Source organism: Vibrio celticus (genome assembly GCF_024347335.1).
GTDB lineage: Bacteria > Pseudomonadota > Gammaproteobacteria > Enterobacterales > Vibrionaceae > Vibrio > Vibrio celticus.
Genome location: NZ_AP025464.1, coordinates 1,372,629 through 1,397,032 on the forward strand (window position 1 = coordinate 1,372,629; position 24,404 = coordinate 1,397,032).

Genomic DNA, 24,404 nt, shown 5'->3' on the forward strand with positions numbered 1-24,404 from the left:
ATAGACATCTAAGCCTCTGCATAGCTTGTTATTTAATCTACTATTAACACCATTATCAAAAACCTTGGCACAGATCACATGAAAAGGCTCGTCGGCAGACACCTAGAAGAAATGGCGGACATACGATCCACCCGCAAACAAAAAATTGTCCACTCCTTTTCACTGACTGCCGCTGCGTTATTCATTTTCTATACTTGGGCCTACTTCCAAGGCGAACATTACACGCTGTCAATTTTCGAATTGTGCTTCGCCATCATTGCTGTTTCTAATGCGTTTTACGTAAGAAAAGTCATCAACCCTGAGTATTCCGAATTGATTCTGAGTGGTGTTCTTCTAGTGCAGGGCGTCATCCTATTCTTGTACAGTCACGCTATCCCCGATCGCATACTTTGGCTCTACCCAATTCTGGCCGCGGTCATTTTCATTAATGATTTCAGAATTGGCATAATCTTCAGCACCTCGTTTTGCCTGTTCATCAGCACCTTGATCACAGCAATGCCTAACAACTTTTCTTTACCATTTAACAGCACACACAGATTTGTCCTTAGCTTATTTACCATGAGCTTGGTGTGCCACACATCCGCCTATTACTACACAAAAGCCGTCAGTTATATCCAACGCCTGTATAAAGAAGGCATTGAAGATCTCGCCTACAGAGATCAGTTAACCGGCTTGGCAAACCGTTGGAGCTTTGAACGCTGGGCGACAGAAAAACTAGCAACAGTGGATAGTGAGCGGTCACTTACAGCACTGGTCTTTTGGGATATTGATGACTTTAAAGGCATTAACGACAGCTACGGGCACGATGTGGGAGACAGTGTCTTACAGCATTTTGCCAATCGCTTGAGCAACAACATTCGAACCAGAGACAGAAAAAGCCATGAATACGATTATTCCATCGCGCGCTTTGCTGGAGACGAATTTGTTCTGATGCTCTACGATATCCCTACACGTAAAGATCTAGACGGTATTCTAGATAGGATTTGCGGGCTGTTCGAAAGCGGGTGCCAAACAAACGAGAGAATCAAGGAGTTGACGTTAAGTGTTGGGGTTGCTTTATACCCGCAAGATGCCCAAGAATTACATGAGCTGACGAGATGTGCTGATAAAGCGATGTATGTTGCCAAGCGTTCAGGAAAAAACCGCTACGCTTATTACCACGACAACCCGGTATCGACTTTGATAGAAGAACTACCAACGAGCCTTGTTAGCTCAGCACCGGGTTCATCTGAACTTGAAGATTGCTTTGAAGCGAAGATCAAAGGGAACAATGTTACGTTATTAAAAGCGCGTCAACGCTAGCCATTCCTATAACGGAGCGGCGCTGCTAACCTGCAAAGTACATAAGCCAAAGGCTCACTAACCCGATCATAATAATCCATATGACTTGACGTGTTCGGTTTGGGTTATTCCCTTTAGGTCGTCTCACCACGGTTTTAAAAGCGGCTTGCTTCGCTGACTGAATAAACGGTGCCTCAATCTCACGCTTTTTCACGCGGCGTTTAACGGCACTGTTCGCAACCTCTGTAAAGCGCTGGCTTTGCTCCGTTGTAAAGTCGTTATCAAAACCCATCCGACCATGCCTTTCGCCATGTTTTTGCTGAACTGCCATAGCGGCCTCCTTGGCGATATACTCTCTATTGAGTATAGACATAATTTCATATTGTTACCTGTTCAAGATTTTCGAATAAGTCACTCAACGCTATGCCATCTTCTTTTTAATTCAAATTACATAAACTACAGCCATTCAAGTTTATGAGGGTTTCAAAATGACGAATGTAAGAGCAGTAGATCATGCGATTGCAGCACATGCCACCTCAGATGGTGATGGCGTCAAAATCCAACGGCTCGCGGGTTTTAATAACGCGCGCTTCTCTCCATTTTTGATGGTTGATGAACTAAAATCGGATGAAAGCAAAGACTATGTTGGCGGCTTTCCTCCACATCCTCACCGTGGGATAGAAACGCTCACTTACATGCTCCAAGGTCACTTCCAACACAAAGACCATATGGGAAATGTTGGTGAGCTGAGCAGCGGTGGCGCTCAATGGATGGCCGCAGGTCGTGGTGTCATTCACAGCGAAATGCCAATGATGGAAGAAGGTGCGCTGCATGGTTTTCAAATTTGGATAAACCAACCTGCGACACACAAAATGCAGCCAGCGCAGTATCACGATTTCCAAAGTGAAAGCATCGCGGAGCATCAAAGTGAACAAAGTGGTTTGTTAAGAGTGATAGCCGGAGGGTTTGAACTGCACAACCAAACTGATGATGATTCAGAGATTTTACGAGCGCAGGGTCCATTACAGAAAACAGGTGTGCCATTAAGCGTTGCGGATTGGCGCTCTCATTCTGGGCAAAAAGTCACGTTAGGGACTAATGTTAATCACAATGCCATGACTTACGTGTACAAGGGTAGTATTAAGATCGGCGACAAAGTGATCAACCAAGGTCAACTTGCCCTGCTCACCAAAGCTGACTTGCTGTCTTTGGGTAGCTTGGAAGATTCAGGGGTACTGATTTTTTCTGGTGAACCGATTAATGAACCTGTTGTGCACTATGGTCCGTTTGTCATGAACTCGATGGAAGAGATTGAACAGACAATTCAAGACTACAACAACGGTGTGTTTGAGACTTACTGATGTCTTGGCTTTGAGCTTTGAAGATTGAAGAGATTTTGCAACGAACAACGATTTGGTCATCCATTTGATGACTACAAAAACAAGTGACACTATCCACTGCCGGTTACTATCACTTATTTAACCACGCTCCTAGAGCGTGGTTTTTTTCTATTCAATCAGAGACAAACGATGCCCTGGTTGAACAAATTTAGATCGGATTACAAGTACTCACACAGGTAAGCCGTCGCTTCTTTTACCTGTAGGTCGAATGATGAATCACCCGCAACGTCAAAAGACTCACCAGATTGGTATGTCGTCCAATCATCATCGCCAACACGCTTTACAATCAAAGCACCTTTAACAACGGTCATCTTTTCTGGAGCCGCAGTACCAAAAGTGTACTCACCAGCCGCCATTACACCAACACTCACATCAGCACCAGACTGGTTAAACGCTAACGACTTAACGCCACCTTCAAAGTATGTGTTTTCTTTAATCATTGTACTTCCTTGTTATCTTCAAATTGCAATTATTGAGCTCACCGAGTAAGCCTATGCGTAAATTTAGGTGATAATTGTTTTAACCAATTCGAGACTTTCCTACAAGAAATAAATACGCATAGCTTAAGCATTTCTGGAATTCGCTTTCATTGATAACATAAATACTGAGGAGCAAGGCTAAAAACCACTAACGCAACCAAATTTATTAGAACATTCGATCCTGCTTCTAACTCTTAGAACAATTTTTGCAAACTAAGGTTTTAGTTAATAGAATCTAAAACAATATCAGTCGAAAAATGAAGAAATAATGGCAAAAAAGCCGACTAAAAGCAGAGATCTATTTGCCAACTCGTTACTCTACGGCTTCCTATTAGCTGGCTTTATGGTTGCCCTCACCGCTGGCTATTTTGCTTACCAAGCCCACCAGCAATCTGTCAGCCCAAATAACGTCTATGGCACATGGATAGAGATTGCGGCGCCACCTTACAATACCGATATCCTGACACTTTCAGAGAACGGTGTGATGATGAATCATCGTCTTATCACTACCTCATTCGATTTTAACGGTAAGATCGTCACGATCAATACTGGCTCTGGAACCACAGTTTACACCATCAGTGGTACTTACGATTCGCCTCGCTTAAAGCGATTAGAGCCAAGCGTACCATCTCAGCAATTTATTAAAGAAGGCTACGAAGATACTGCGACTGGTGATACCCATAGTGTAATGCAGCAACGACGCGCTTCCTTAGCTGAGCAATTCAAAAGATAACCCTCTTATCCATACTGCCATAAGCATTCGTCTTCAAGTTTGCTCGTCGATCGACCCCGCCCGCTCAACATACTTCACTTTGTGATTTCGCTTCAATTCACAGTATTTTCTTATAGTTTGTCGCACCTTTTCATAACTTCATGTCGTGAATTTTCACTTGTGAGATTTTCCTACTGAAGGATGTTTTATTTTATAAAACATGGACTCAGCCTCTCATTCATTAAGCAACAGAATTGTAACAAGATACAATTTTTTAGTTGTCCATCGAAAACGGATTTATTTTCAGTTATGAAATTAAAACTCTCTCGAATACTGACTGGGAAGCTCCTTCAAAACTGATTGGAGCCGTTTATGGGGCCAATTGGTTCTCGTAATCTTCAAGGAATGAGAGAAATAGTATGATTCGTATAAATACCTGTGCTGCAAGCATTGCTCTAGCGCTATCTGGTACAGCATTAGCTGCTCCAACAGCACCTAGCATCGACATGTACGGTTCCAACAACCTGCAATTTTCTAAAATTGAACTCGCGATGGAAACCACCTCTGGCTACAACCAGATGGTGAAATATCACGATAAAGCAAAGGTCGACGTTAAGTTCAACCAATGGAGCGGAACGTCAGGAAACACGTACAACATCTACTTTGATGGCGTTAAAGTGGCCACCGGCCCAATCACTGGCAGCCAAACCACAGCTTCTTTCGAATACGGCCAAGGCGGCTTATTTGAGATGGAAATCGAAGCGTGTGATGAAACAGGTTGTAGCAAGAGCGCACCTGCTCAAATCACGATCGCTGATACCGATGGCTCACACTTAGCGCCACTTGCGATGAATGTGGATCCGAACAACAAGTCATACAACACAGATCCAAACACGGTAGTCGGTACTTACTTTGTTGAGTGGGGTATTTACGGTCGTGATTACACCGTTGATAACCTACCCGCTGACAACTTGACCCATATCCTTTATGGCTTCATCCCAATTTGTGGTCCGAACGAATCAGTTAAATCAGTAGGCGGTAACAGCTACAACGCACTCATGACAGCTTGTCAGGGTGTTAACGATTACGAAGTGGTGATTCATGATCCGTGGGCGGCATTCCAAAAGAGTTTCCCTCAAGCAGGACACGAATACAGCTCACCGATCAAGGGTAACTACGCAATGATGATGGCGCTCAAACAGCGTAATCCTGATTTGAAGATCATCCCATCGATTGGTGGCTGGACACTGTCTGACCCGTTCTTTGATTTCACAACCAAAGCCAACCGTGACACCTTCGTTGCATCGGTTAAGAAATTCCTCAACACATGGAAATTCTACGACGGTGTGGATATCGATTGGGAATTCCCTGGTGGAGGCGGTGCGGCGCCAGACCTTGGTGACCCAGTAAATGACGGCCCAGCTTACATTGCATTGATGGCAGAACTTCGCGTGATGCTGGATGAGCTAGAAGCGGAAAACGGTCGTACTTACGAGCTAACATCAGCGATCGGTGTTGGTCACGATAAGATTGAAGACGTGGACTACGGCGATGCAATCCAATACATGGATTACATCTTCGCAATGACTTACGACTTCTACGGCGGTTGGAACAACGTGTTAGGTCACCAAACTGCGCTCAACTGCGGTAACTTCATGCGTCCTGGTCAATGTGATGGCACAGGCATTGATGAAAATGGCGAACAGTACACAGGCCCAGCTTACACCACAGACAACAGCATCCAATTGTTGCTTGAGCAAGGTGTTCCAGCGAACAAACTTGTGGTTGGTACAGCGATGTACGGTCGTGGTTGGGAAGGCGTATTACCATCATCACTTTCAGATCCTAGCGATCCTATGACTGGCGTGGGTAACGGCAAACTGAAAGGTAGCTCTGCGCAAGGCGTATGGGAAGATGGCGTTATTGATTACAAAGGCATTAAAGAAAACATGCTTGGCGCGAATAACCAAGGCATCAACGGCTTTGAATATGGTTACGACGAAATGGCAGAAGCGCCTTACGTTTGGAACCGCACTTCAGGTCAGCTAATCACATTTGATGACGACCGCTCGGTAAAAGCAAAAGGCGCGTACGTTCGTAGCCTTGGTCTTGCGGGTCTATTCTCTTGGGAAATTGATGCAGACAACGGCGACATTCTGAATGCAATGCATGAAGGCCTAGCGGGCGGTACAACAGATCCTGTCAACCGCAAACCAACGGCAGCCGCAGGCGCAGACCAATCAGTTGAAGGTCCAGCTTCTGTTTCTCTAGATGGTAGCGCTTCAAAAGACAGCGACGGTACAATCGCTAGCTATGCTTGGTCACAAGTAAGTGGTTCGGCAGTAACGCTGGCGAACGCAAATGCCGCTGTTGCAAGCTTCGATGTGGTTGAAGTCGCTCAACAAGAAGTACTCACGTTCAGCCTGACGGTAACTGATAACGAAGGTGCTACTGCAACTGACACCGTTGTTGTAACGGTAACTCCTAAAGACACGGGCCCAGTCAATACAGCACCGGTTGCTGTGGTTACGGCTCCGGCTGAAGTGAATGCAGGTGATGGAGTCGTGGTTGATGCTTCGGCTTCGAGCGATGCAAACCAAGACACATTGACCTTCACATGGGATGTACCTGCTGGTATTGATGCAACGGTTCAAGGTTCTTCAGTGAGCTTTGTCGCGGCGGAATACACGCAAGATACAACGTTGAACTTCTCTGTAACAGTCAGCGATGGCACAGAGACATCAGTAGCGGCTACTTCAGTGAAAGTTCTTAAGAAAACCACAGGCGGCGGTACTTGTACTAACGCTTGGGATTCAGGCGCGGTTTACACTGGTGGCGACCAAGTGACTCAAGGCGGTAAGATTTGGGAAGCGAAATGGTGGACAACCGGTGAAGATCCAACAACGACAGGCCAATGGGGCGTGTGGAAAGAGATCGGCCCAGCAAGCTGTTAACTAAAAATAAGGTTGAGCTAAACACCAACTAAGCATCAACTAAATCCCTAAAACAAAGGCCAACCAGATAATGTCTGGTTGGCCTTTTTAGTGTTTGTTTTCTTAACCTGCGTTCTATTGGCTTGATTAGTTAAAGTTAACCAATCAAGTTGTCAAAGCTCTCAAATACTTGTGGGCACTTCATTACTCGCCCGTGGCCCTGTCCTTGAGTCGCAATTAAAGTAACGCGATCCATTTCATTAGCAGCACGCTGAGACACATCAAACTTAGTAAACTTGTCTTGCTCATCATGAACGATGATCGTCTGAGACTCTCGAAGCGCTAGCTTTCCATAGGGATCAACAGACTGAATTGGGTAGTTAAACTGCTCTTCCACTTCACCTACCACCGCCTCAAACAGTTTCATTGAGTAACCTGAACGAGCCACGCTTCCAAATAGATTTTCGAGGTAATCCAACACAGGTGCGATAAGCAATAACGGCTTGTTTTCCAATTTAACGTGCTTACATTCCAACGCAGAAGCCGTGCCCATACTGTGACCGACCAAACCTGCCACTTCACCCACCGAATCTAGAATGGCTTCAAGACCGTTCACAAACGCAGGAATATGACCATGTACACCATCGCTGCCACCATGAGCAGGATGATCGTAAGCCAGAGCCGTAAAACCTTTTGCAGCAATATGTTCCATCAGAGGGAAAAACTGACTCGCGGTACCAGACCAACCATGAGTCAGTACCCAAACAGGCCCCGTACCCAAAGAATAGGTTTTTAAAACGCCATCACGACCTTTGATTTCACTCTTGATAAGCCCTTGGGGATCAGCATTTTTCTGCTCAGTACGCATTGGAGTGAGCAGCAGCTTACGTGCCGTTTTCTTCGCATGACTCGGCGCTAGAATGTAATGCAGATTGGTTGTTGCGCCAATCAAGCTGCGCTTGAAACTGAATTTTTTCGATGTATTAAAGTAGATTTTGTCACTCATGACCGTTCCTTGTATCGCCATCATCATTGGCGGATCAAGCTCGGTCCTAAAAAATCGAACGACCGTGCTATTTGTTAGTATAAAAAATAGCGACAGCGCTTTTTATGACTGCTTGCCGCCACTTCTCTTAAAATCTTTTGCAAACCTTAGTTAAGCAAAGTCACATGCTTTGCGAGCTCAATAGTTTGCGTGCTAAGTAGCTTACGAACTCTATAGATTTCCGAACCAAGTGGCTTGGCGAGTTAAACCGCCTTCCAACTAGCGATTAAGCGCTGTACGCCACTCCAAAAATGGGTATGGCTCGCTTGTTGGCCTCGCAACGAGTAGAACAAGTTCGCACTCAAGTAGAGGCCGTATAACTCAAAGGTAGCCTGTTTAGGATCTAAATCGGCTCTGAACTGTTTGCTCTCAACCGCTTTTGCTACCTGAATCGTCAAGTAATCAATCCACACTGAAATGGTTTTCTGCAGTGCTTTCTGAATCACAGACGTTTCACTGCCCGCATCTTTCCATGCATCAATAAACATGCAACTGCCTTGGAATGAATGGTTCCAGCCCAGCCAATTGTCGAGCAGCTGTTTCAATTTCGCTTCAATATCACCATCTCCCAGCTCTCTTGCGGGAATGATGACTCTTTCGGTGAATATGGCGTTGGAATACTCGAGTACAGAGAGTTGCAGGTTTTCTTTAGAGTTGAAGTGTGCAAACAAGCCACTCTTAGACATGCCACACTGCTTGGCTAACTCGCCAATCGTCAAACTCTCAAGCCCATTCTCACTCGCAAGCGCGAATGCATGGCTCAAAATATACTCTTTGGTTATCTTTCCCTTGCTCATTATTCACCAATAATAAATCTGATACATTATTTTTAGCACGTTCGTTCTTTTTTTCAAGATTTTTTACTTAACCCTTGGTATTCATTTTGTCTTATCAAAGAATTATGGAAAAATGCGACAGTATTCAAAGGAAATTGAAATCGACTAACAAAGGAAAAACAATGAACACACTTTGGGAACAGTTTGCGTTTTCGGCGTCAGTAACAGGCCCTATCTGTTTAATGCTGTTTCTCGGTGTGATGCTCAAGCGAATCGGCTTAATCAATGACAATTTCATTGATGTCGCATCTAAAGTGGTATTTCAAGTCACCCTGCCCGCAATGCTATTTCTGAGTATTGTTCAATCGAATCACAACTTTTCAGCCAGTAGCGCGTTAGTTGCCTTTGGCGTCATCGCTAACTTTGTCTTTTTCTTGTTCACGATTTTCTCGACCAAGTTAGTATTTAAAGGTTCGAAAGATCAAGGTGTGATTGTCCAAGGTGGGTTCCGCGCTAATACCGCGATCATCGGCCTCGCCTATGTAGCTAATATCTATGGTAACCAAGGCGTGGCATTGGCGGCGATCTATGTCGCATCCCTAACCGTGCTATATAACATTCAAGCCGTAATTGCACTGACACCCAAAGGCGAAGACACAGGCGCGAAAGCGATTAAAGTAATCGCCAAGTCGATTACCAAAAACCCATTGATCATCGCTATTTTCTTAGCGGTCGTCTTCTATGCGCTTTCTATTCCTATCCCAAAAATGGTCACTGACGCTGGTCAATACTTTGCCAACATGACGTTGCCTTTAGCACTGCTGTGTACCGGTGGGTCGCTCGATATCAGCTCGCTCAAACAAGAAAAACTGTCGACGTGGTTCGCCTCTAGCTACAAGTTAATTGCCTCACCGTTACTGATTACACTGGCGGCTGGGTACTTAGGATTTGAAGGGCTCGATCTCGGGCTTATCTTCTTGATGAGCGCAGCACCAACAGCAGCGGCAAGCTACGTTATGGCTCGTGCGATGGGAGGAAACTCAACACTCGCGGCTAACATCATCGCACTTACTACTGTTGTTTCTCTTATCACTTGTACTCTCGGTATTTTTGTACTTACTGCAATGGATTTAATATAGCTGCGACAGGCTTCAAAAAACCGACACAAGCCTTGAAACAAAGGTCATAAGCCTTGATTTAGTACTAACTGGGTGGGCATAAAGACTGCTAGATTTCGTAAAAATTTTACTAAGAGATCTGATATGTCTTCCGTTCAACATACGCCTTCACAACAGATCGCCAGTATCGAGTTAGGCCGAGTGATTGCTATCTTGGCGATCATTGGTTTACACGGTCAAATGGCACTCACTTATTGGCAAATAGATGAAGTGCCTTGGATCGGTTATGTACTCAACCAAACCGCTCGTTTTGCGGTACCTCTGTTTTTCCTAATTTCCGGTTATCTTATTCAGCCCAAGTTGACTGTATCCCCGTGGCAAACCGTCATTAATTACTCTAAACCACTGCTTAAGGTTTGGTTGGCATGGAGCATCATTTGCCTAGTGATGCCATTCAACCTCGCGAAGGTAGAAGAGTTTGGATACCTGGGTGAGCGCCAAGGCTATTGGGGTTTCTTAATGAACACGCCGCTTAATTCTTTCTTAGAGGGTGGGTTGGTTCATTTATGGTTTATTCCCGCTCTCGTATGTGCAGTGTTGGTCATTGCTTTGATAGTCGAAATGAAACTCGACAAACTGCTATTACCGGCGGCTATTGTACTTTACGTTTATGGTGTTTTGGCAGGCAGCTACGCAACGCTAACCGGGTTAGAAGCACCCTTCTTCACGCGTAATGGCCCGTTCTTCAGCACGTTAATGGTGACCTTAGGTTTCCTTATTCGTCAGAATCAATGGAAGGTGTCATCAACTAAAGCGTTGGGGCTATTAGCGTTAGGCATGTTGATTCACTTTGCTGAGGCGGCATGGCTCACCACGTTCGACGTCGGATTCAACATGAATGATTTCTTGTTTGGCACGGCGCTATGGGGAATGGGCGTATTTATGTGGCTTTTGACTAATCCAAACATGGGTAACTACGCTTGGATTCGCGCCATTTCAAATCGCATGCTGGGTATCTACGTCTGCCATCTGCTGATCATTATCGTGTTGTTCAATGTCTGTGGAGTCTTAGGCATTACGGAATTGGCAAAAGACGTTACGGTATTTTTTGGCACCGTATTGTTGAGCTTCGGGTTGATTGCTGGGATCGAGAAAACACCACTGCGACGCGTGCTACTTCGCTAAATTAGTTTTAAAGAGCAACAAAAAAATAAAGGCAAGATAACGGATTATCTTGCCTTTATTTCATCATGTCAGTAACTAGACTATATCACTCGCTGGAGTGTTATCGGAACGCCATTGCGCCCTTGCCAACACCTTCATAAGCGACGATTTGTAGTGATTGGTTCTCTGCTAGGCTAGGTTCAACTTGATCCGCAATATAGCCCGCAAGTAATTCCACCGTGGTATCGGTCGGCAAGATCTCTGTTTCACTCTTAGCAATCGCTAGCTCAAATTCGCCTTGTGGCGCGGTGTAGCGGAAGCCATAGTGACTTTCATCATTAACACTTTTCGCGTGTTCACTCAGGTTAAGTGATGAAACAGAAACTTGGTCTTCTTTAGAACCTAAGTAAATGTCTTCCCAACGCTGAGCAAATGCTTGTTCGCGTTGCTCGTCACGCTGACCATCAACCACGATTTCTACTGGAGAACGGTGACCATGGGCGATGCGTTGGCAGTTGCCATCATGCTTTTTTAAACCATGGGTGTAGTGGTAGAACGCGCCATTAATGTTCTCATGACGTAGGGTGATCTCTAACCCTGTGACGTTACTTGGTAGGTTATCGCGAAGAATATTGTAAACGTGTGCGGTCACACTCTCGATGGTGATCGCTTCTGCATCAATCAGACAATATGCTTCATCAGGGCAATGTAGATGAAGACTCTTGTCACCACGCAGCACGTCAACCTTAGAGTAGCCCGCTTTGCTCGCTTGAAGAACGATTGCAGCGTTTTGCATTGGCAGCAGCAAACGGTGATCAACTTGCTCATCGACAAGCTGTTTGATCTGCTTTTTGACCTTGCTAAAATCCAGCACCATGCTCATTTCATTAAGTTCACCAGACATGGTGACATCTAAAATCCAACTATCTCCTACGACCCCTCTGTGTTCACAGATGTATGAAGAATCGATAACGGTAAGGTCTCTTACAAATAGGTTCAAGTTGAACTCCTTAATACTTTAATGAGATACGGGAGGCTGAATAATGTTCAGCAGGCACTTCGTCTCATTGGTGTCTAGATAAAATAGGACGGGCAGGATGTTACAACGAGCTTATAAAGTCCACCTTTTTACACTCTCTGCCGATAAAAGAACAAACTACATACAATTTCCGCTAAAACATAGACCAGCCAGATGTGAATAGCCATAAACCGAGTGGGGCTGACCGGCGTTTCACCCATTTATCGTTTGAACGCTTCAATAAACTGTGTGCGAGACATCACGGCCAGTGACGCCATTTCGGCAATCGAATGGTAATCGAGAATAGACGTGACCACAGAAGCCAATCGTGGGTGAGCAAGTGCCGAGAAAACGCCGCTATCAATTTTCTGTTGTTCGATGAGATGACGAAAAATCAAAGCCATCAAGGCATCGCTCAATTTGTCCATTAAGTACTGCTGCCCCGACGACTCTTGGCTCGACTCATTAGATAACACCTTGATCAGTAGCATTAAGTTAGGTGCATCCTCAAACGGAATCACTATCACGTCAGGCAGAGCCGATAATAAAGGATTCATCTGCCCTAAACGATATTCTACGTGCGCACACCCGGCTTCAGCACCGTCTCCAACGCCTTCAATCACATGTGGTGTTATTTGGAAGGTAAACAATGCAGGGCTGTGACAGTTGCCTATACTCCGTGTACGCGTTAGACAAGCTCACCTTTCAAGCCCATTTTTATTCTATACTCCTAGCAGATAAGCTTTTCTTTTTATGGAAGAATAATGACATTACCTAGGATTTTGGTACTCGGCCTCTGCGCCCTATCGACACTGACTTATGCCAACCCGTGGCAGTTCGTCAAAAGTGAAGGTGGCATCATGATTGATAAAAGGCCACACAGCGAAGGCTTGGTCGAAATACGAGCACAGATGCAAACGCCCACTACTTATTCCGGTTTTTTACTATTGCTGGAAGACAGCGAGAACGTACCAAACTGGATAGATAACGTGTCGCAAAGTCGTGTGTTGATGCAGATATCTGAAGATGAAAACATCGTCTATACCCAATTCAAAGCACCGTGGCCTGCCCGAGATCGAGACATGGTGACCTACTCAAAATACAGCATTGAAGATGGTCAGTTTGTATTGTCGATAAAGGATGCATCGAACTATTTGGCGAAAGAGTCGGGGTACATTCGAATCTACGATGTGGACGCACTTTGGACACTGCAACCGCTGACTAATGGCAATACCTACATCACCTACACCGCGTATGCGAACGCAGGGGGCATCTTGCCAAATTGGTTGATGAACAAGTTATCGATAGGCAGTGCACTGAGCACGTTTAAGGGGCTAAAAGAACAGTTACCAAAGTACCAAGGCCAACAGCACCCTAACCTGCCAAATGAGTCTCGCTAACGATACAAGTCGATAAGTAAATGGAGGCATTAAGGTTAAAGATTAAGGTCTTCTAGCAAGATCGCGCGCTAAGATAAGCGCCAAGCCAAATACTTGAAGAAACAGGGCTATGTTCTTATAGAAAGCCATTTTCTCATCAAGCCTTTGGATTAACTCAACCAAGGTCAGGTTATCCAAATAGTAGTCATCGATTCGGGTTCGTTGCGCTTCTTGTGCACTGTTTATCAGCATCATCAGTTTCGGTAAGTGAGCCAAAGAGATACTTGGCACTTCGCTACTCACCCAACGCCTAAGTTGCCCACGCAGTGCTTCGTCGAGAACCGTGGTCGGCTGCACCGTTTCTGGTTTATCAAGGTGAATCAGAATCGCTTCACGCTTGCGCTCTAGGGTTTCAATCGTATTCCAAGCAAGCTGTATTGAGTACACATTGCCGTATTTGCGATCGTTATACTCCGCTTTCTCAGCTTCAATTTTATCGAGCACCAAGCTCGACATGACAATCGCCATGATGTTGAGTATCAAGCCTGCGAGGACAATCGCCCAAGCAGGAGGAAGACGCAACGCCATAATGCTCCCTAGAACATTTTATCAAAAGGTAAGTAAGCTAAGTTTAGGACAATCAAAGAGATCATGCAGATAAGCGTTAACACCATCCCCACTTTTCGACCTTTGAAGTTCTTCGCTAAGATCCCTTTCGCATGAATCACACGCCCCACAATAAACGCCACACCAATGACATGAATCAGCCACACACCAGCACCATTCATCTCTAACAATCCCATCAAAATCACCGTGATTGGGATGTAATCCATAGCATTACTTTGTGCCGAACGTGCTATCTGTAACGACTCGACACCGCCATCAGCATGAGCAACAAGATTGATTCGCCTTTGCTTGATCACCTCTATTGCTAACCAAATCATTACGACCGTCAGCAAGGCTGCGTAAAGTGCTGTAACCATCATATTTCCCTATTATTTTGTGTTTACTCAGTGTTCTTTCTTATCTGTTCGACAACACCCGCCGAGATAAAATGAAAATCGCGCCCGAGCACTTGTAAGAGATCTCTCACACCGAACGTAAGAGATCACAATCAAGCTTCGCAGAAAATTCCTAAAATACAAACCCAAGCCCTTGTTTTGTATGAATCCACGCATATTTCTTTCGATCAGTGGGTACATTTATTTCTTGAGGTGGATTGTGAGTAAAGCCTCTGCAGTGTTTAATACACATGTCGACAGGGAGTTGGCAGGAACAGGAAAAAGCCTAACGGATTAGGTATCTTCAGGATGAAGATTTGATAGCTTTAGGATGAGTTATCAGCAAGGAAGTTATGCTCTAGGATAGAGTCGCTTATCAAGATGATGAGTTTGCAAGGACACCGCTAGGACGGCGATGAATTGGATAGGTTAAAGGATTTAGCCACGTCAAGGAACGATGCAGGGAGCACCAGTTACCTATTGAAAGATAAGTAACGCGCAGTAGCAGGATGGCTACGAAAAGAATAGACCCCGTTTGGTGAAAGCCAAACGGGGTTTCCTTTTTTGTAACGCCTGAAAGCTGCTAGCAGCTAACCGTTCAAAGTCACGTTACAAAATAATGTTCATCAAGAACATTGCACCAAAGGCATTCAATACCGAAATCGCAATCATCACCGGGATGTAGCGACCTTCAGTACCAATTGGCCCCATAATACCGGTGTTTTTCAAGGTAGTTGTCATCATTTGCTTACTTATTAAGCAGCTTCTCTTTCTGGATTTAGGTGAACGTCACCGACAGGCTCACAGTTCCTGATATCACCAGGCCATCGCTCAGGTTTTCGGCGTTTTGCAGCGAGCAATACCTCAGCACGCTGCTTCAAGATCTCTTTATCTTTTCCATTGTGACGCTCTGAAGGCGTGACGTAATTTAGCTTACTGTGCTTGTGCTCGGTGTTGTACCAGCGTACGAAGTCTTCAACCCAACTTCGACTACTGTCGAGAGTTTCAAAGCCCTTTGTTGGCCAGCTTGGTATGTACTTTACCGTGCGGAACAATGACTCGACATACGGGTTATCATCACTGACTCTCGGGCGGCTATACGATGAGGTAATACCTAACTCTTCCATTTTAGCTTTGAACGTCAGCGACTTCATAGGCGCACCGTTATCTGAGTGAAGAACCAGCGCTTGATTGAAGCACTGCTCTCGCATCAACGTCCGTTGCAGAAGTTGTGACGCCAGCTCACCGCACTCACGCTCATACACTTCATAACCAACGACTTTTCGGCTGTAGATGTCCTCGATGACATACAGGTAATAGTGGTGGCCTCGAACCTTTGAAGGTAAGTAAGTGATATCCCATGTGTAGACTTGGTTCGAGTCCGTAGCTGTGTAACTTGTTGGCTTCGCTTGCTTCTGTCTACTCCGCTGACGACCTCGTTTGTGAAGTTGCCCTCGTGCAGTCAGCACCCGATAGTAACTCGACTCAGAGGCGATATACTCACCTTTATCAAGCAGTGTTGGGACGACTTGAGTCGGAGGTAAGCTTGCGAATTCAGGGCGGTTACACACCTCGATTATCGCATCTCGCTCTTCCTGCGACAGCTTGTTAGCAGGCTCAGGTCTGACGCATATCGGCCTTTTGTCAGCTTGAACTTCACCTTGCTGATACCAGCGACGATACGTTCTCAAGTCGATTTGAACTTCATGGCAAGCTGGCTCTAAACGACATCCGCATTGCTTCGCTTCAAGGATAAGAGTCACTATGGTCTGCCTTTCATCGGTTGAGGTTAGTCGTCCTCTGGCTCTTCCCCGTAAAAGGCTCTCAGCTTTTTTCTTAGTACCAAGAGAGCGGCCGTTTCAGCGAGTGCTTTTTCTTTGAGTCGTAAATCTTTCTTCAACTCTTTGATTTCAAGTTTGTCAGCTTTAGCCTGCTTCTTTGCTTCAGCTTCCTGCTCTTTACTCGACTTAAACCCTTGCATACAATCGCTGCGCCAGCTTTGGATTTGCTCTGGAAAAAGACCTTTTTCACGACAATATTGGCTGAGTTCACTTTCTGTCATTGAGTAGGTTTCAGCGACGATGGCGAGTTTAGTTTGAGCAGACCACTGCTCTGATGAAGTGTTGCTATTTGGCACTGCGGCTCCTGAACGTCTGAGTTGCTTGCGCCAATGATACAGGGTCGCAGTGCTAATTCCTTCCTCTTCCGACACTTCTTTAACTGACATTGAATAGGGAGGCAACAGCTTCTTCAATATAGCTTCTTTTCTTTCTACTGAGATACGAGACACAATTACTCTTTATCGCCCAAACTGGTTAAATTTTAACAGTGACAACTACCCTGCCAGATAGGGATACGACCCATGTATTGCACTTGAGAGCCCATCAAGTAGATAGCAGGCGCCAAGATAGCGATATGGTTGCCGTTCAAAATACCTTGATCAAACAGCGTGATAACCACGCCCACCGCGCCACCCATCGACATCCACGCACCGATCAATACCGCTGCCGCTTCGCCAGGCAAACCAAATACCGCCATGATCGGAGCAAATACACTGCCCATCAAATCCAGCGCACCCGTTATCTGCAATGCCTTGATGATCACAAATGCCATCAGAACATTTGGTACTGTAGAGGTAGTCGCAATAACCCAGCCTTTCTTAGCACCTTCAACGAAAATATCAGTAACCATTGGTTTCTTTGCTTTAACTTCGCTCATTATGCTACTTCCTCTTCCAGTTTTTGTTCTTTGTCTGATTTTGGTTTGTCTTCTTTGCCTTCAGTAATGTTGAGGTAAATACGGAACAGGTTCGCGCCGATAAACTTAAAGATAAACATCACAGCGACAGCCAAACCAATTGACGACGTCACCGCTAAAGAGCCGTCCATCGCGGTTAGAGTGAACAGCACCGCACCTGAAGAGAAAAAGTTAACGATCGCCGCACCCGCCGTAAACTGGAACATGGTGAACACATCGGTTTCACGCTTAGTGAGATGCCCTTCATCTTTCAGCTGACGTGTCATCGCTGCGCCAGCATCGGTACTTTGCAAAGACGCGATCAGTGCCAAGCCTGAGTTACCCGGAATACCCATCAGAGGGCGAAGCAGAGGTGTCAGCAGTTTACGAGCTGCATCCAGTGCACCGTAATGCTCAAGTACGTTGATCATACCCAGTGCAAACATTACGGTCGGAATAAGTGTCAAAGCAAAAATGAAACCGTCGCGAGCACCACTACCGCCTTTACCACGCAGTGACGTCGTTGCCGCTTGAATACCATCGGCAGTTTCACTCACATCGTAAGCGACCTTACCGAATGAACCGTTGAGCGTTGTAAAATCGAACACTCCATACCATTCATTGGACTGCATTAAACCTGAAAAGAACACAGTCGCGAACGCGAGTGCGATATAGCTGCCGATCGTGACTTTACGATCGGTTTTGGTTGGATTAGTCATAAGGACCTCTATACATCTCGTTTATGTGGAACAGAACACGTATAGATAGTGCAAACTAATGAGCGAAAGGTTAATGACCAAAATCAAATAGCGTATCGGTTTGAATAAAAGAAGCACAGCAACATATAAAACTGTGGTTTGAATTTAAAAGCAGGACCATACGCTAAATAAATTAGAATATTTCACATACAAAACTAAACAAACCTTGCTTCAACAGCGCAACCAAAAACGCACACAATCACCACACAAGTCTGGCTTCTAGTGAGAAGTTTTTACCTAGTGTGATCTCTGATAATGTTGTAAGAGATCTCTTACATTGTTTTTCTGGTCAATTTTAATTCGATTATAATACAGAGACTTAAAGAGTGATTTTGCTTCCAGAACGAAACCGTTTTCCCTTAGTTGATTGAGTTTTGAGCCAAGCGCAAACAGTGAGCCATTTTATAAAGAATTTGAGCTTAATTCGAAATTTCAGCCCTCAGAGGTGCTATAGACTTCGCGCAGCCAATATAGAAGGAGAACGGTGATGACTATGGAAATGAGAACGCTTAAATATCAAGTAATGGGCAAAGGCATGTGGATCACTGCAACAGTATCTCGCGTAGTAGCGGACAAACTTGCGCTTGAATACCAATCCTATGGCAGGCCTGTTGAAGTATGTGCAGCAGAACAAACACTGACGTTTGATCTCAATGCTGCATAATGTTGGCAATTTCGAATAAGCTCTATCGGCACTGAGTCCGGTAGGGCTTTTTCTTTAGTCTTTAGGGCGTGTTGATCTTTGCTGTACATTTCGCGTTCAACAATACATCGGTAGCCACATTAACATGAATGCCAGCGATAACATGCTGGCATAATTCCTTTCTAGCTTGTCATATCTACTTGAAATAGCTCGATAATGCTTAATTCTCCCAAAGGCATTTTCGACCAAGTGACGATACTTGTATAAACACCAATCCATACTGTCTTTGTCTATATCTTGTCCGTAATTGCGTTTAGCAATTACCGTTTCTCCGCCACGTTCCTTAACAAAAATACGGAAAGGTTCGCTGTCATATCCTTTATCACAAACGATGGTATTAACTTCATCGAGTTGCTCAACTAAGCTTTCGGCATGCACTATATCGTGGCGTTGTCCCTCTGATAAATCAAAGCAAATCGGCAGGCCACCACTATCTACGGCTAAGTGAATTTTGGTTGAGTTGCCCCCGCGACTTTTTCCTATTTGCTCTGAACTTTCAGTAGCTGCACCTGTACTATGCTGATGTGCTCTAACTATAGAGCCATCAAGAAATACCATTCAAAATCAGCCATGTTAGATAAGCTTTTGAAAAGATTATCTAAAATCCCTTTCTTTGACCAAAGATTAAATCGTCTGTAAACGGTACTCCACTCTCCGAACTCAGAGGGTAGATCTCGCCAAGGAATACCTGTTCTCATTCGATAAAGTATTCCTTCAAATGTCATTCGATGTTCAGTTTTATCGTAAATACGACCTGTACTTTTCATAACTTGGAGTAGCAGTTCCCAGCGAATATCAGTTAGCATTGTTCTTGGCATGGTATTGGTTATGGTTTTACTTTTGGCGAAGCAAATTATAACTCTTTACCATGCTGTTCAAAAAACACTCACGAAAGATCAACACGCCCTAGTGAGGTGCAAGGGATGAAAACGAAAACAGAACTCGAGAAAATGCTGTCCGGCGAGATTTTTGATGGCGCAGACCATGAGATTGACCACATGCGCACTCACGCCAGCAAGGCGCTATCAGACTTGAATCAATGTTCAGACGATACTCAACTACCAAGTCTTCAGGCTAATCTGTTTGGTAAAGTAGGAAGCAGCGTTGTCCGTCCCCCTTTTCATTGTGAGTTTGGCAAAACCATCGAAATTGGTGACGACACCTTTATCAACATGAACGTGGTGATGCTTGATGGCGCGAATATCAAAATTGGCAACAATGTATTGGTGGGGCCAAGTGCCCAATTTTACACAGCCTTTCACTCACTGGATCACCTCAGTCGTCGTAAGTGGGAGACTTTCTGTCTACCTATTACAGTCGAAGATGATGTTTGGATTGGCGGAAACTCGGTCATCAACCAAGGAGTTACGATTGGCGCACGCTCTGTTATCGCAGCGAACTCAGTGGTTAATAGTGATGTACCACCAGACTGCTTATACGGTGGCACTCCAGCCAAGTTGATTCGGCATTTGAATACTGAGCAACAAAGCGACTAGTTCAGAAGCAATCTAAGAAAGGCAATGTTTATCACCCAACATGGCCTTTCTTCCATTGATAAGGTGTAATTCCATTTGCTCGCTTAAACGCTCTTATAAATTGTGAGGCATCTGCGTATCCCAAGTGAAGTGCAATATCTGAAATCGAATAATCTTGCTCAGTCATAACACGCTTGGCGAATTCAAAAGACAGAGCCTCTTTAATGGTTCGAAAGGTCGTCCCCTCTTCACTAAGCGCCCTTTGAATTGTACGCTTACCCATTCGGTTTATCTGACTAAACGAGACCAAATCTACATCTACTCGACCGATATAAGGAAGTAATGCTTGTGTCACCTTGAAGGTAGAAGTAGTAGCCGTTGATACCGCTTTGATTGAGCAATCTCGATCAATGGGGCTATACGAAATGCACGTCTCAGATTGACCTAGGTACTGTGGCGTTTCCGTTTGTATTCTCAACTCACTTAACGTACTCGCCGACACCGAAACTAAGTCGTAGCGAATTGGCTTATCAATATCAGTCTGCTGAGATTTAAAGTAGGCGTGGCTATACACGATCAAAAACAGCTCGGCTTCAATACCATTGAGCGAGCTATTAAATACTAGAAATGAAAGCTTTAATGACTGTGAAGACGATTCGACTGACCATTGTTCAAACGGAAAAAGGGAGAGAAAACCTTGAGCTGAAAGGTTGGAAAAATCGAGTTCGAGAGCGGCACGTTGAGCACTGCCTAATAACGAAGAAACAAACACCTCTGATGGTAATATATTCCTCAACCCCTCTAAGAACTGAGTAAACACATTAAACGGGACATATTGAGCAGGTGAAGTATCCATTGAGAATGGCATGCTCACTTGAACTGCGAGCGCTTCTATCGCGGCGTGATATGGAGCTAATGACTTATCTTCTCGGACGCACTGCTGAAAATGACTCACAACACTCTTCGCAATCAATGGTAATTCAAGCATCAGTTCACGATTCCTTTGTCTTGTTCAAAACAGAGTTCTGTTGCTTTATGACTCCTTTTTGGACAGCTGGCTGAGGTTAAACTCTGTGTGAGATCAAACTAGTATCGCTATAGGCTTCAAAAGCAATAGTTGCTGGTTCTATTTCACTTAGAAAGGTTAAGAGTCGGTTGCGACGAAGCGCCTCCACCTCACAACGGTTATGTGCGATAGCATAGAAGCAATGTTTACCTAGGTCGATACTTAAAGTATGGATAGAAGATATTTGGTTCACCTCACTCTGAGAGCCGACTCTAAGCTTAAGGGCTTGAGAGTGAGGCGGATCATATAATTAAGCCCCACCAAAGTGCTGTGGCTTTATTGTTAGAAATTAAACAGGCTCTGTTTACCTGAATGACATAGACTAGTGATTCACTTGCTCAACAATCTCGCGCGTTAGGCGGGCAATCTCATCCCACTCTCCGTTTTCAACCAGCTTCTTGTCGACCATCCACGTACCACCGCAGGCTAATACTTGAGGCACGGCTAAGTAGCTATCGATGTTTGATGGCGTGATACCGCCTGTAGGCATGAGTCTAATGTCGCCATAAGGTCCGACTAACGATTTCACCATACTGATACCGCCAGAAGCTTCTGCTGGGAAGAACTTCAAGTTTGTTAAGCCCATCTCCAATGCAGCTTCAACGGTGCTTGGATTGTTCACACCCGGCATGATATCGATACCGATTTCTTGGCATGCTTTAACAGTGTTTGGATTAAAGCCCGGTGATACCACGAATGTTGCGCCCGCTTCTTTCGCGGCTAGAGCTTGTTCACCATTCAAAATCGTTCCGGCACCAATCAGCATGTCTGGCTGAGCTTCTCGTAACAGTCGAATCGCTTCAACAGCGGCTTCTGAGCGGAACGTGATTTCTGCTGCTGGCAGCCCATTTTCAGCCAAGACTTTACCTAATGGAATAATATCTTCTGCGTTATCAATCGCGATAACTGGGATAACTTTAAGTGCTTTTAATTGGTCATTAATTGTAGGCATGGTTTACTTCTTAATAGGGTTTGAAAGAGTATCGGTGATGGCTTTTGGAATAATTGCACCGTGGTGCTGAATCACTAGTCTCGCGAGTGCATTACCTTGTTGGCAGGCTTCTGAAACAGAACCTCCAGAGAGATAACAAGATAAGAAACCACCGTTAAAAGAGTCGCCTGCAGAGGTGCTATCAACCACAGTTTCGACAGGTGTTGTTGTGACTTTTATTGGCACATCTTTGGGGCTTTCACTGATCAAGCAGCCTTCAGCACCAAGCTTTACAACAACAGTTTTGACGCCGAGTGCATGCAGTCTTTTTATGGTGTCTTGTGGCTGGGTGTCTTGCCATAAAAGTTGCTCATCGTCGAAGGTTACCAAGGCGATATCTGTCGCTTTATAGGCAAGCTGATAAGCTTCTTTGGTTGCGTCTTGTGAGTCCCACAACTTTGGTCGGTAGTTACTATCAAAGGCGATGGCCACGCCACGTTCACGTAGACCTTGGATGATAGTGAGTAACTTTAGCTGATCGCCATGAGGCAAGATCGCCATGAGGCAAGATCGCCAGAGAGATTCCACTCAAAAACACCATATCGACATCTTCAAGTTGGGCGGTTATTTTGTCGAAATCTGGGTGCTGTACCATGTAGCGAGCAGCCGAATCATTACGCCAATACAGAAATGTGCGTTCACCAACGTCATCCAATTGAATCAGATACAGGCCTGGCGAGCGCTGCTCGTCAATCAGTACGAAATCAGTTGATAGCCCTCCATCCTGCCATCGGTTAAGCATCTGCTGACTGATAGCGTCTGAGCCTAGCGCTGTGACATAACTGGTACGAATCATAGGTGTATCTGACGAACAGGAATGGCTGATGGCACTTCGGTTCAAATAAACAGCGGCGTTGAGCGTATCCCCACCATAGGTCTGTTGCATGGTACCGAATGGAGCGCCGTTCAGTTCTATCATGCACTCGCCGATAATCGCAATGTGGCTCATAGTGTGCCCTTACAGAAAGATTGGTATTGCTAGGTATAAATGATGGAACGTGGCTACAAGGAAAGTAGCCACGTTGATTCTTTTCCCAATAGCTTGAGAGGGAGTGTTACTTGTTGTCTAGTTTCACGAACAACAGCGTTAGAACATAAGAGAGTGCGAACACACCCACCACGCCCATCAGTGCTTGAATGAAGTTTTGCGTACCGCCTGCAAGGTAAGCTGGCAAGCTGAATACAGAAGAGAGAATGTAGCTTGTTAAGTGCGTATCGATTGTTACCGAGATAGCACCGAACACACCTGCAGCTAAACTCGCGGTCATCATCGCTTTGGTGTATTTCATGAGTACACCAAATAGAGCCGGCTCCGTGATGCCTAAGATAGCGGTAACACTTGAGCCCATCGTAATTGAAGATTGCTCTTTAGAAACCGTTTTACGTTGTTTGTGCCAGATAGCCATGGTTGCACCCGCAATCGCCATGTTACCCAAACACATGATAGGCATTAGTAGATCCTTACCATACAGTGCAAAGTTGTTGAGGCTGATTGGCGTCATGCTGTGGTGGATACCAAATACGATGGTAATCGGGCGAGTTAGACCAAACACAAAACCCGTTAGCGTCGGAGAGATTTCCAGTAGCGAGCTCATTACCCAACCCGCGCCATTACTTAGCCAGATTCCTGCAGGGCCAACAAATGATAGCGTGATAGTAGAAGTCACCGTAAAGGCAAGCAGTGGTGTAAATACTGGTTTCGCTGAAGAGGGTACCAGTCGGTCAACCAGAGGTGTCACTTTCGATAGTAACCAGATAGCGAGAATCGCGGGTACGATAGCGCCACCGTAGTTAAGCAGCTCAATGGGTACTACGCCTAGCACCGTCAGCTCTGGTGCAGCGCCAGCCTCTTTTAGCATCGCCGCTTTATCTACTAGCTTGGGGGCTAGCATTGCAGAGGAGACAGCAAGTGCGATGTACTCGTTTACTTTGAATACCTTAGCGGCAGAGAAAGAGACCAGCATAGGCAAGAAGAAGAACACAGCGACAGAAATTGAACGGAAGAAATAAACCGTGTCTGAGGTTTCAGAGATAACATTGGTTGCGATAAGGCCAGAAAGTAAGCCCATCAACATACCTGCACCGGCAATCGCTGGGACTACAGGGCCGAAGATACCCGCGACAATGCGCATCACGCCTTGGAACAGTTTGCCTTTCTCTAGCTCATCAGCCGGATTAGCGTCAGCTTGTTGAGTGTTTGATAGCGCGTTAAACCACTTCTCTACTTCAACACCGATGATGACTTGAGTTTGACCTTGTTGAAGTACCACACCTTTCACATCAGCGATCTGCTTGATCGCTTCTTCGTCTACCAGAGACTCGTCGGCTAATTTGAATCGCAACCTTGTCATACAGTGCGTGATACGGCT

At 45.2% G+C, this 24,404-nt stretch carries 22 protein-coding genes and 4 pseudogenes; 9 read left to right on the forward strand and 17 right to left on the reverse strand.

Annotated features, from left to right (window positions below; genetic code table 11):
* Nucleotides 1-111 precede the first annotated feature (111 nt).
* On the forward strand, nucleotides 112-1,302 hold the full coding sequence (locus OCV19_RS21995; RefSeq protein WP_065676408.1) for a GGDEF domain-containing protein: 1,191 nt from the start codon (nucleotides 112-114) through the stop codon (nucleotides 1,300-1,302).
* Nucleotides 1,303-1,327: 25 nt separating this feature from the next.
* Here OCV19_RS21995 and OCV19_RS22000 read toward each other — a convergent pair whose 3' ends face one another.
* Nucleotides 1,328-1,612: a hypothetical protein gene (locus tag OCV19_RS22000; protein WP_048610314.1), complete on the reverse strand. Its 285-nt coding sequence runs from the start codon at nucleotides 1,610-1,612 to the stop codon at nucleotides 1,328-1,330.
* A gap of 157 nt (nucleotides 1,613-1,769) precedes the next feature.
* Here OCV19_RS22000 and OCV19_RS22005 point away from each other — a divergent pair, with 157 nt between their 5' ends.
* Nucleotides 1,770-2,642, forward strand: a complete 873-nt coding sequence (locus OCV19_RS22005) for a pirin family protein (protein WP_065676400.1) — start codon at nucleotides 1,770-1,772, stop codon at nucleotides 2,640-2,642.
* A gap of 197 nt (nucleotides 2,643-2,839) precedes the next feature.
* Here the strand turns inward: OCV19_RS22005 and ppnP are convergent, their stop codons facing one another.
* A complete protein-coding gene (gene ppnP / locus OCV19_RS22010; RefSeq protein ID WP_017057600.1) occupies nucleotides 2,840-3,121 on the reverse strand; it encodes a pyrimidine/purine nucleoside phosphorylase in 282 nt (93 codons plus the stop codon).
* A gap of 307 nt (nucleotides 3,122-3,428) precedes the next feature.
* Between ppnP and OCV19_RS22015 the strand changes: the two genes are divergently transcribed.
* On the forward strand, nucleotides 3,429-3,893 hold the full coding sequence (locus tag OCV19_RS22015; RefSeq protein ID WP_065676401.1) for a DUF2850 domain-containing protein: 465 nt from the start codon (nucleotides 3,429-3,431) through the stop codon (nucleotides 3,891-3,893).
* 398 nt (nucleotides 3,894-4,291) lie between these two features.
* Nucleotides 4,292-6,826, forward strand: a complete 2,535-nt coding sequence (locus tag OCV19_RS22020) for a glycosyl hydrolase family 18 protein (RefSeq protein WP_065676402.1) — start codon at nucleotides 4,292-4,294, stop codon at nucleotides 6,824-6,826.
* 136 nt (nucleotides 6,827-6,962) lie between these two features.
* Here OCV19_RS22020 and OCV19_RS22025 read toward each other — a convergent pair whose 3' ends face one another.
* Together OCV19_RS22025 and OCV19_RS22030 are read right to left on the reverse strand one after the other, a co-directional pair.
* A complete protein-coding gene (locus OCV19_RS22025) occupies nucleotides 6,963-7,811 on the reverse strand; it encodes an alpha/beta hydrolase (protein ID WP_065676403.1) in 849 nt (282 codons plus the stop codon).
* A 242-nt stretch (nucleotides 7,812-8,053) separates the two neighbouring features.
* Complete coding sequence (locus OCV19_RS22030; RefSeq protein ID WP_065676404.1) at nucleotides 8,054-8,647, reverse strand: TetR/AcrR family transcriptional regulator; 594 nt, start codon at nucleotides 8,645-8,647, stop codon at nucleotides 8,054-8,056.
* 161 nt (nucleotides 8,648-8,808) lie between these two features.
* Between OCV19_RS22030 and OCV19_RS22035 the strand changes: the two genes are divergently transcribed.
* Both OCV19_RS22035 and OCV19_RS22040 read left to right on the forward strand, forming a co-directional pair.
* The gene (locus tag OCV19_RS22035; RefSeq protein ID WP_048610304.1) at nucleotides 8,809-9,765 is read left to right on the forward strand and encodes an AEC family transporter; all 957 of its coding nucleotides are present in this window, start codon (nucleotides 8,809-8,811) and stop codon (nucleotides 9,763-9,765) included.
* Nucleotides 9,766-9,888: 123 nt separating this feature from the next.
* The gene (locus tag OCV19_RS22040; RefSeq protein ID WP_065676405.1) at nucleotides 9,889-10,929 is read left to right on the forward strand and encodes an acyltransferase; all 1,041 of its coding nucleotides are present in this window, start codon (nucleotides 9,889-9,891) and stop codon (nucleotides 10,927-10,929) included.
* Between the two features lie 100 nt (nucleotides 10,930-11,029).
* On the opposite strand, the gene OCV19_RS22045 is transcribed toward OCV19_RS22040, so the two are convergent.
* On the reverse strand, nucleotides 11,030-11,908 hold the full coding sequence (locus OCV19_RS22045; protein ID WP_065676406.1) for a 6-pyruvoyl trahydropterin synthase family protein: 879 nt from the start codon (nucleotides 11,906-11,908) through the stop codon (nucleotides 11,030-11,032).
* A 242-nt stretch (nucleotides 11,909-12,150) separates the two neighbouring features.
* Nucleotides 12,151-12,631: pseudogene (locus OCV19_RS22050) on the reverse strand (cupin domain-containing protein); the annotation flags it as partial.
* Between the two features lie 59 nt (nucleotides 12,632-12,690).
* On the opposite strand from OCV19_RS22050, the gene OCV19_RS22055 reads away from it, so the two are divergent.
* Nucleotides 12,691-13,326 (forward strand): START domain-containing protein, encoded by a 636-nt coding sequence (locus tag OCV19_RS22055; protein WP_065676407.1) that lies wholly within the window; start codon nucleotides 12,691-12,693, stop codon nucleotides 13,324-13,326.
* 42 nt (nucleotides 13,327-13,368) lie between these two features.
* On the opposite strand, the gene OCV19_RS22060 is transcribed toward OCV19_RS22055, so the two are convergent.
* The 6 genes and pseudogenes from OCV19_RS22060 to OCV19_RS22085 form a co-directional block, all read right to left on the reverse strand.
* A complete protein-coding gene (locus OCV19_RS22060) occupies nucleotides 13,369-13,893 on the reverse strand; it encodes a hypothetical protein (protein ID WP_017061527.1) in 525 nt (174 codons plus the stop codon).
* Nucleotides 13,894-13,901: 8 nt separating this feature from the next.
* On the reverse strand, nucleotides 13,902-14,288 hold the full coding sequence (locus OCV19_RS22065) for an MAPEG family protein (RefSeq protein ID WP_050632578.1): 387 nt from the start codon (nucleotides 14,286-14,288) through the stop codon (nucleotides 13,902-13,904).
* 627 nt (nucleotides 14,289-14,915) lie between these two features.
* Nucleotides 14,916-15,050 carry a hypothetical protein gene (locus OCV19_RS22070; RefSeq protein WP_370736622.1) on the reverse strand — a complete coding sequence of 45 codons (135 nt, stop codon included), beginning with the start codon at nucleotides 15,048-15,050 and terminating at the stop codon, nucleotides 14,916-14,918.
* Nucleotides 15,051-15,061: 11 nt separating this feature from the next.
* Nucleotides 15,062-16,596 (reverse strand): IS3 family transposase gene (locus OCV19_RS22075; protein WP_390904185.1). Its coding sequence is split into 2 segments (ribosomal slippage): nucleotides 15,062-16,143 and nucleotides 16,143-16,596, totalling 1,536 coding nucleotides; the frame shifts between segments, so codons are not numbered across the junction.
* Nucleotides 16,597-16,658: 62 nt separating this feature from the next.
* Nucleotides 16,659-17,024: pseudogene (locus tag OCV19_RS22080) on the reverse strand (YjiG family protein); the annotation flags it as partial.
* The gene (locus tag OCV19_RS22085; protein WP_065677730.1) at nucleotides 17,024-17,761 is read right to left on the reverse strand and encodes a nucleoside recognition domain-containing protein; all 738 of its coding nucleotides are present in this window, start codon (nucleotides 17,759-17,761) and stop codon (nucleotides 17,024-17,026) included. The pseudogene OCV19_RS22080 and the gene OCV19_RS22085, both read right to left, overlap by 1 nt.
* 526 nt (nucleotides 17,762-18,287) lie before the next feature.
* Between OCV19_RS22085 and OCV19_RS22090 the strand changes: the two genes are divergently transcribed.
* Nucleotides 18,288-18,464, forward strand: a complete 177-nt coding sequence (locus OCV19_RS22090; RefSeq protein WP_167352295.1) for a hypothetical protein — start codon at nucleotides 18,288-18,290, stop codon at nucleotides 18,462-18,464.
* Between the two features lie 96 nt (nucleotides 18,465-18,560).
* On the opposite strand, the gene OCV19_RS22095 is transcribed toward OCV19_RS22090, so the two are convergent.
* A protein-coding gene (locus OCV19_RS22095; RefSeq protein ID WP_261875687.1) for an IS5 family transposase occupies nucleotides 18,561-19,321 on the reverse strand; the annotation gives its coding sequence in 2 pieces (ribosomal slippage) (nucleotides 18,561-19,057 and nucleotides 19,057-19,321; 762 coding nt in all).
* Between the two features lie 105 nt (nucleotides 19,322-19,426).
* Here OCV19_RS22095 and OCV19_RS22100 point away from each other — a divergent pair.
* On the forward strand, nucleotides 19,427-19,999 hold the full coding sequence (locus OCV19_RS22100) for a sugar O-acetyltransferase (protein WP_065676557.1): 573 nt from the start codon (nucleotides 19,427-19,429) through the stop codon (nucleotides 19,997-19,999).
* A gap of 31 nt (nucleotides 20,000-20,030) precedes the next feature.
* Here OCV19_RS22100 and OCV19_RS22105 read toward each other — a convergent pair whose 3' ends face one another.
* From OCV19_RS22105 to OCV19_RS22120, 4 genes and pseudogenes are all read right to left on the reverse strand, one after another.
* Nucleotides 20,031-20,966 (reverse strand): helix-turn-helix domain-containing protein, encoded by a 936-nt coding sequence (locus tag OCV19_RS22105; protein WP_065676558.1) that lies wholly within the window; start codon nucleotides 20,964-20,966, stop codon nucleotides 20,031-20,033.
* Between the two features lie 400 nt (nucleotides 20,967-21,366).
* Nucleotides 21,367-21,996, reverse strand: a complete 630-nt coding sequence (locus OCV19_RS22110; RefSeq protein ID WP_065676559.1) for a bifunctional 4-hydroxy-2-oxoglutarate aldolase/2-dehydro-3-deoxy-phosphogluconate aldolase — start codon at nucleotides 21,994-21,996, stop codon at nucleotides 21,367-21,369.
* A 3-nt stretch (nucleotides 21,997-21,999) separates the two neighbouring features.
* Nucleotides 22,000-22,984, reverse strand: a pseudogene (locus tag OCV19_RS22115) (sugar kinase).
* A gap of 106 nt (nucleotides 22,985-23,090) precedes the next feature.
* Nucleotides 23,091-24,398 (reverse strand): annotated as a pseudogene (locus OCV19_RS22120) (PTS transporter subunit EIIC); the annotation flags it as partial.
* Nucleotides 24,399-24,404: the final 6 nt, after the last annotated feature.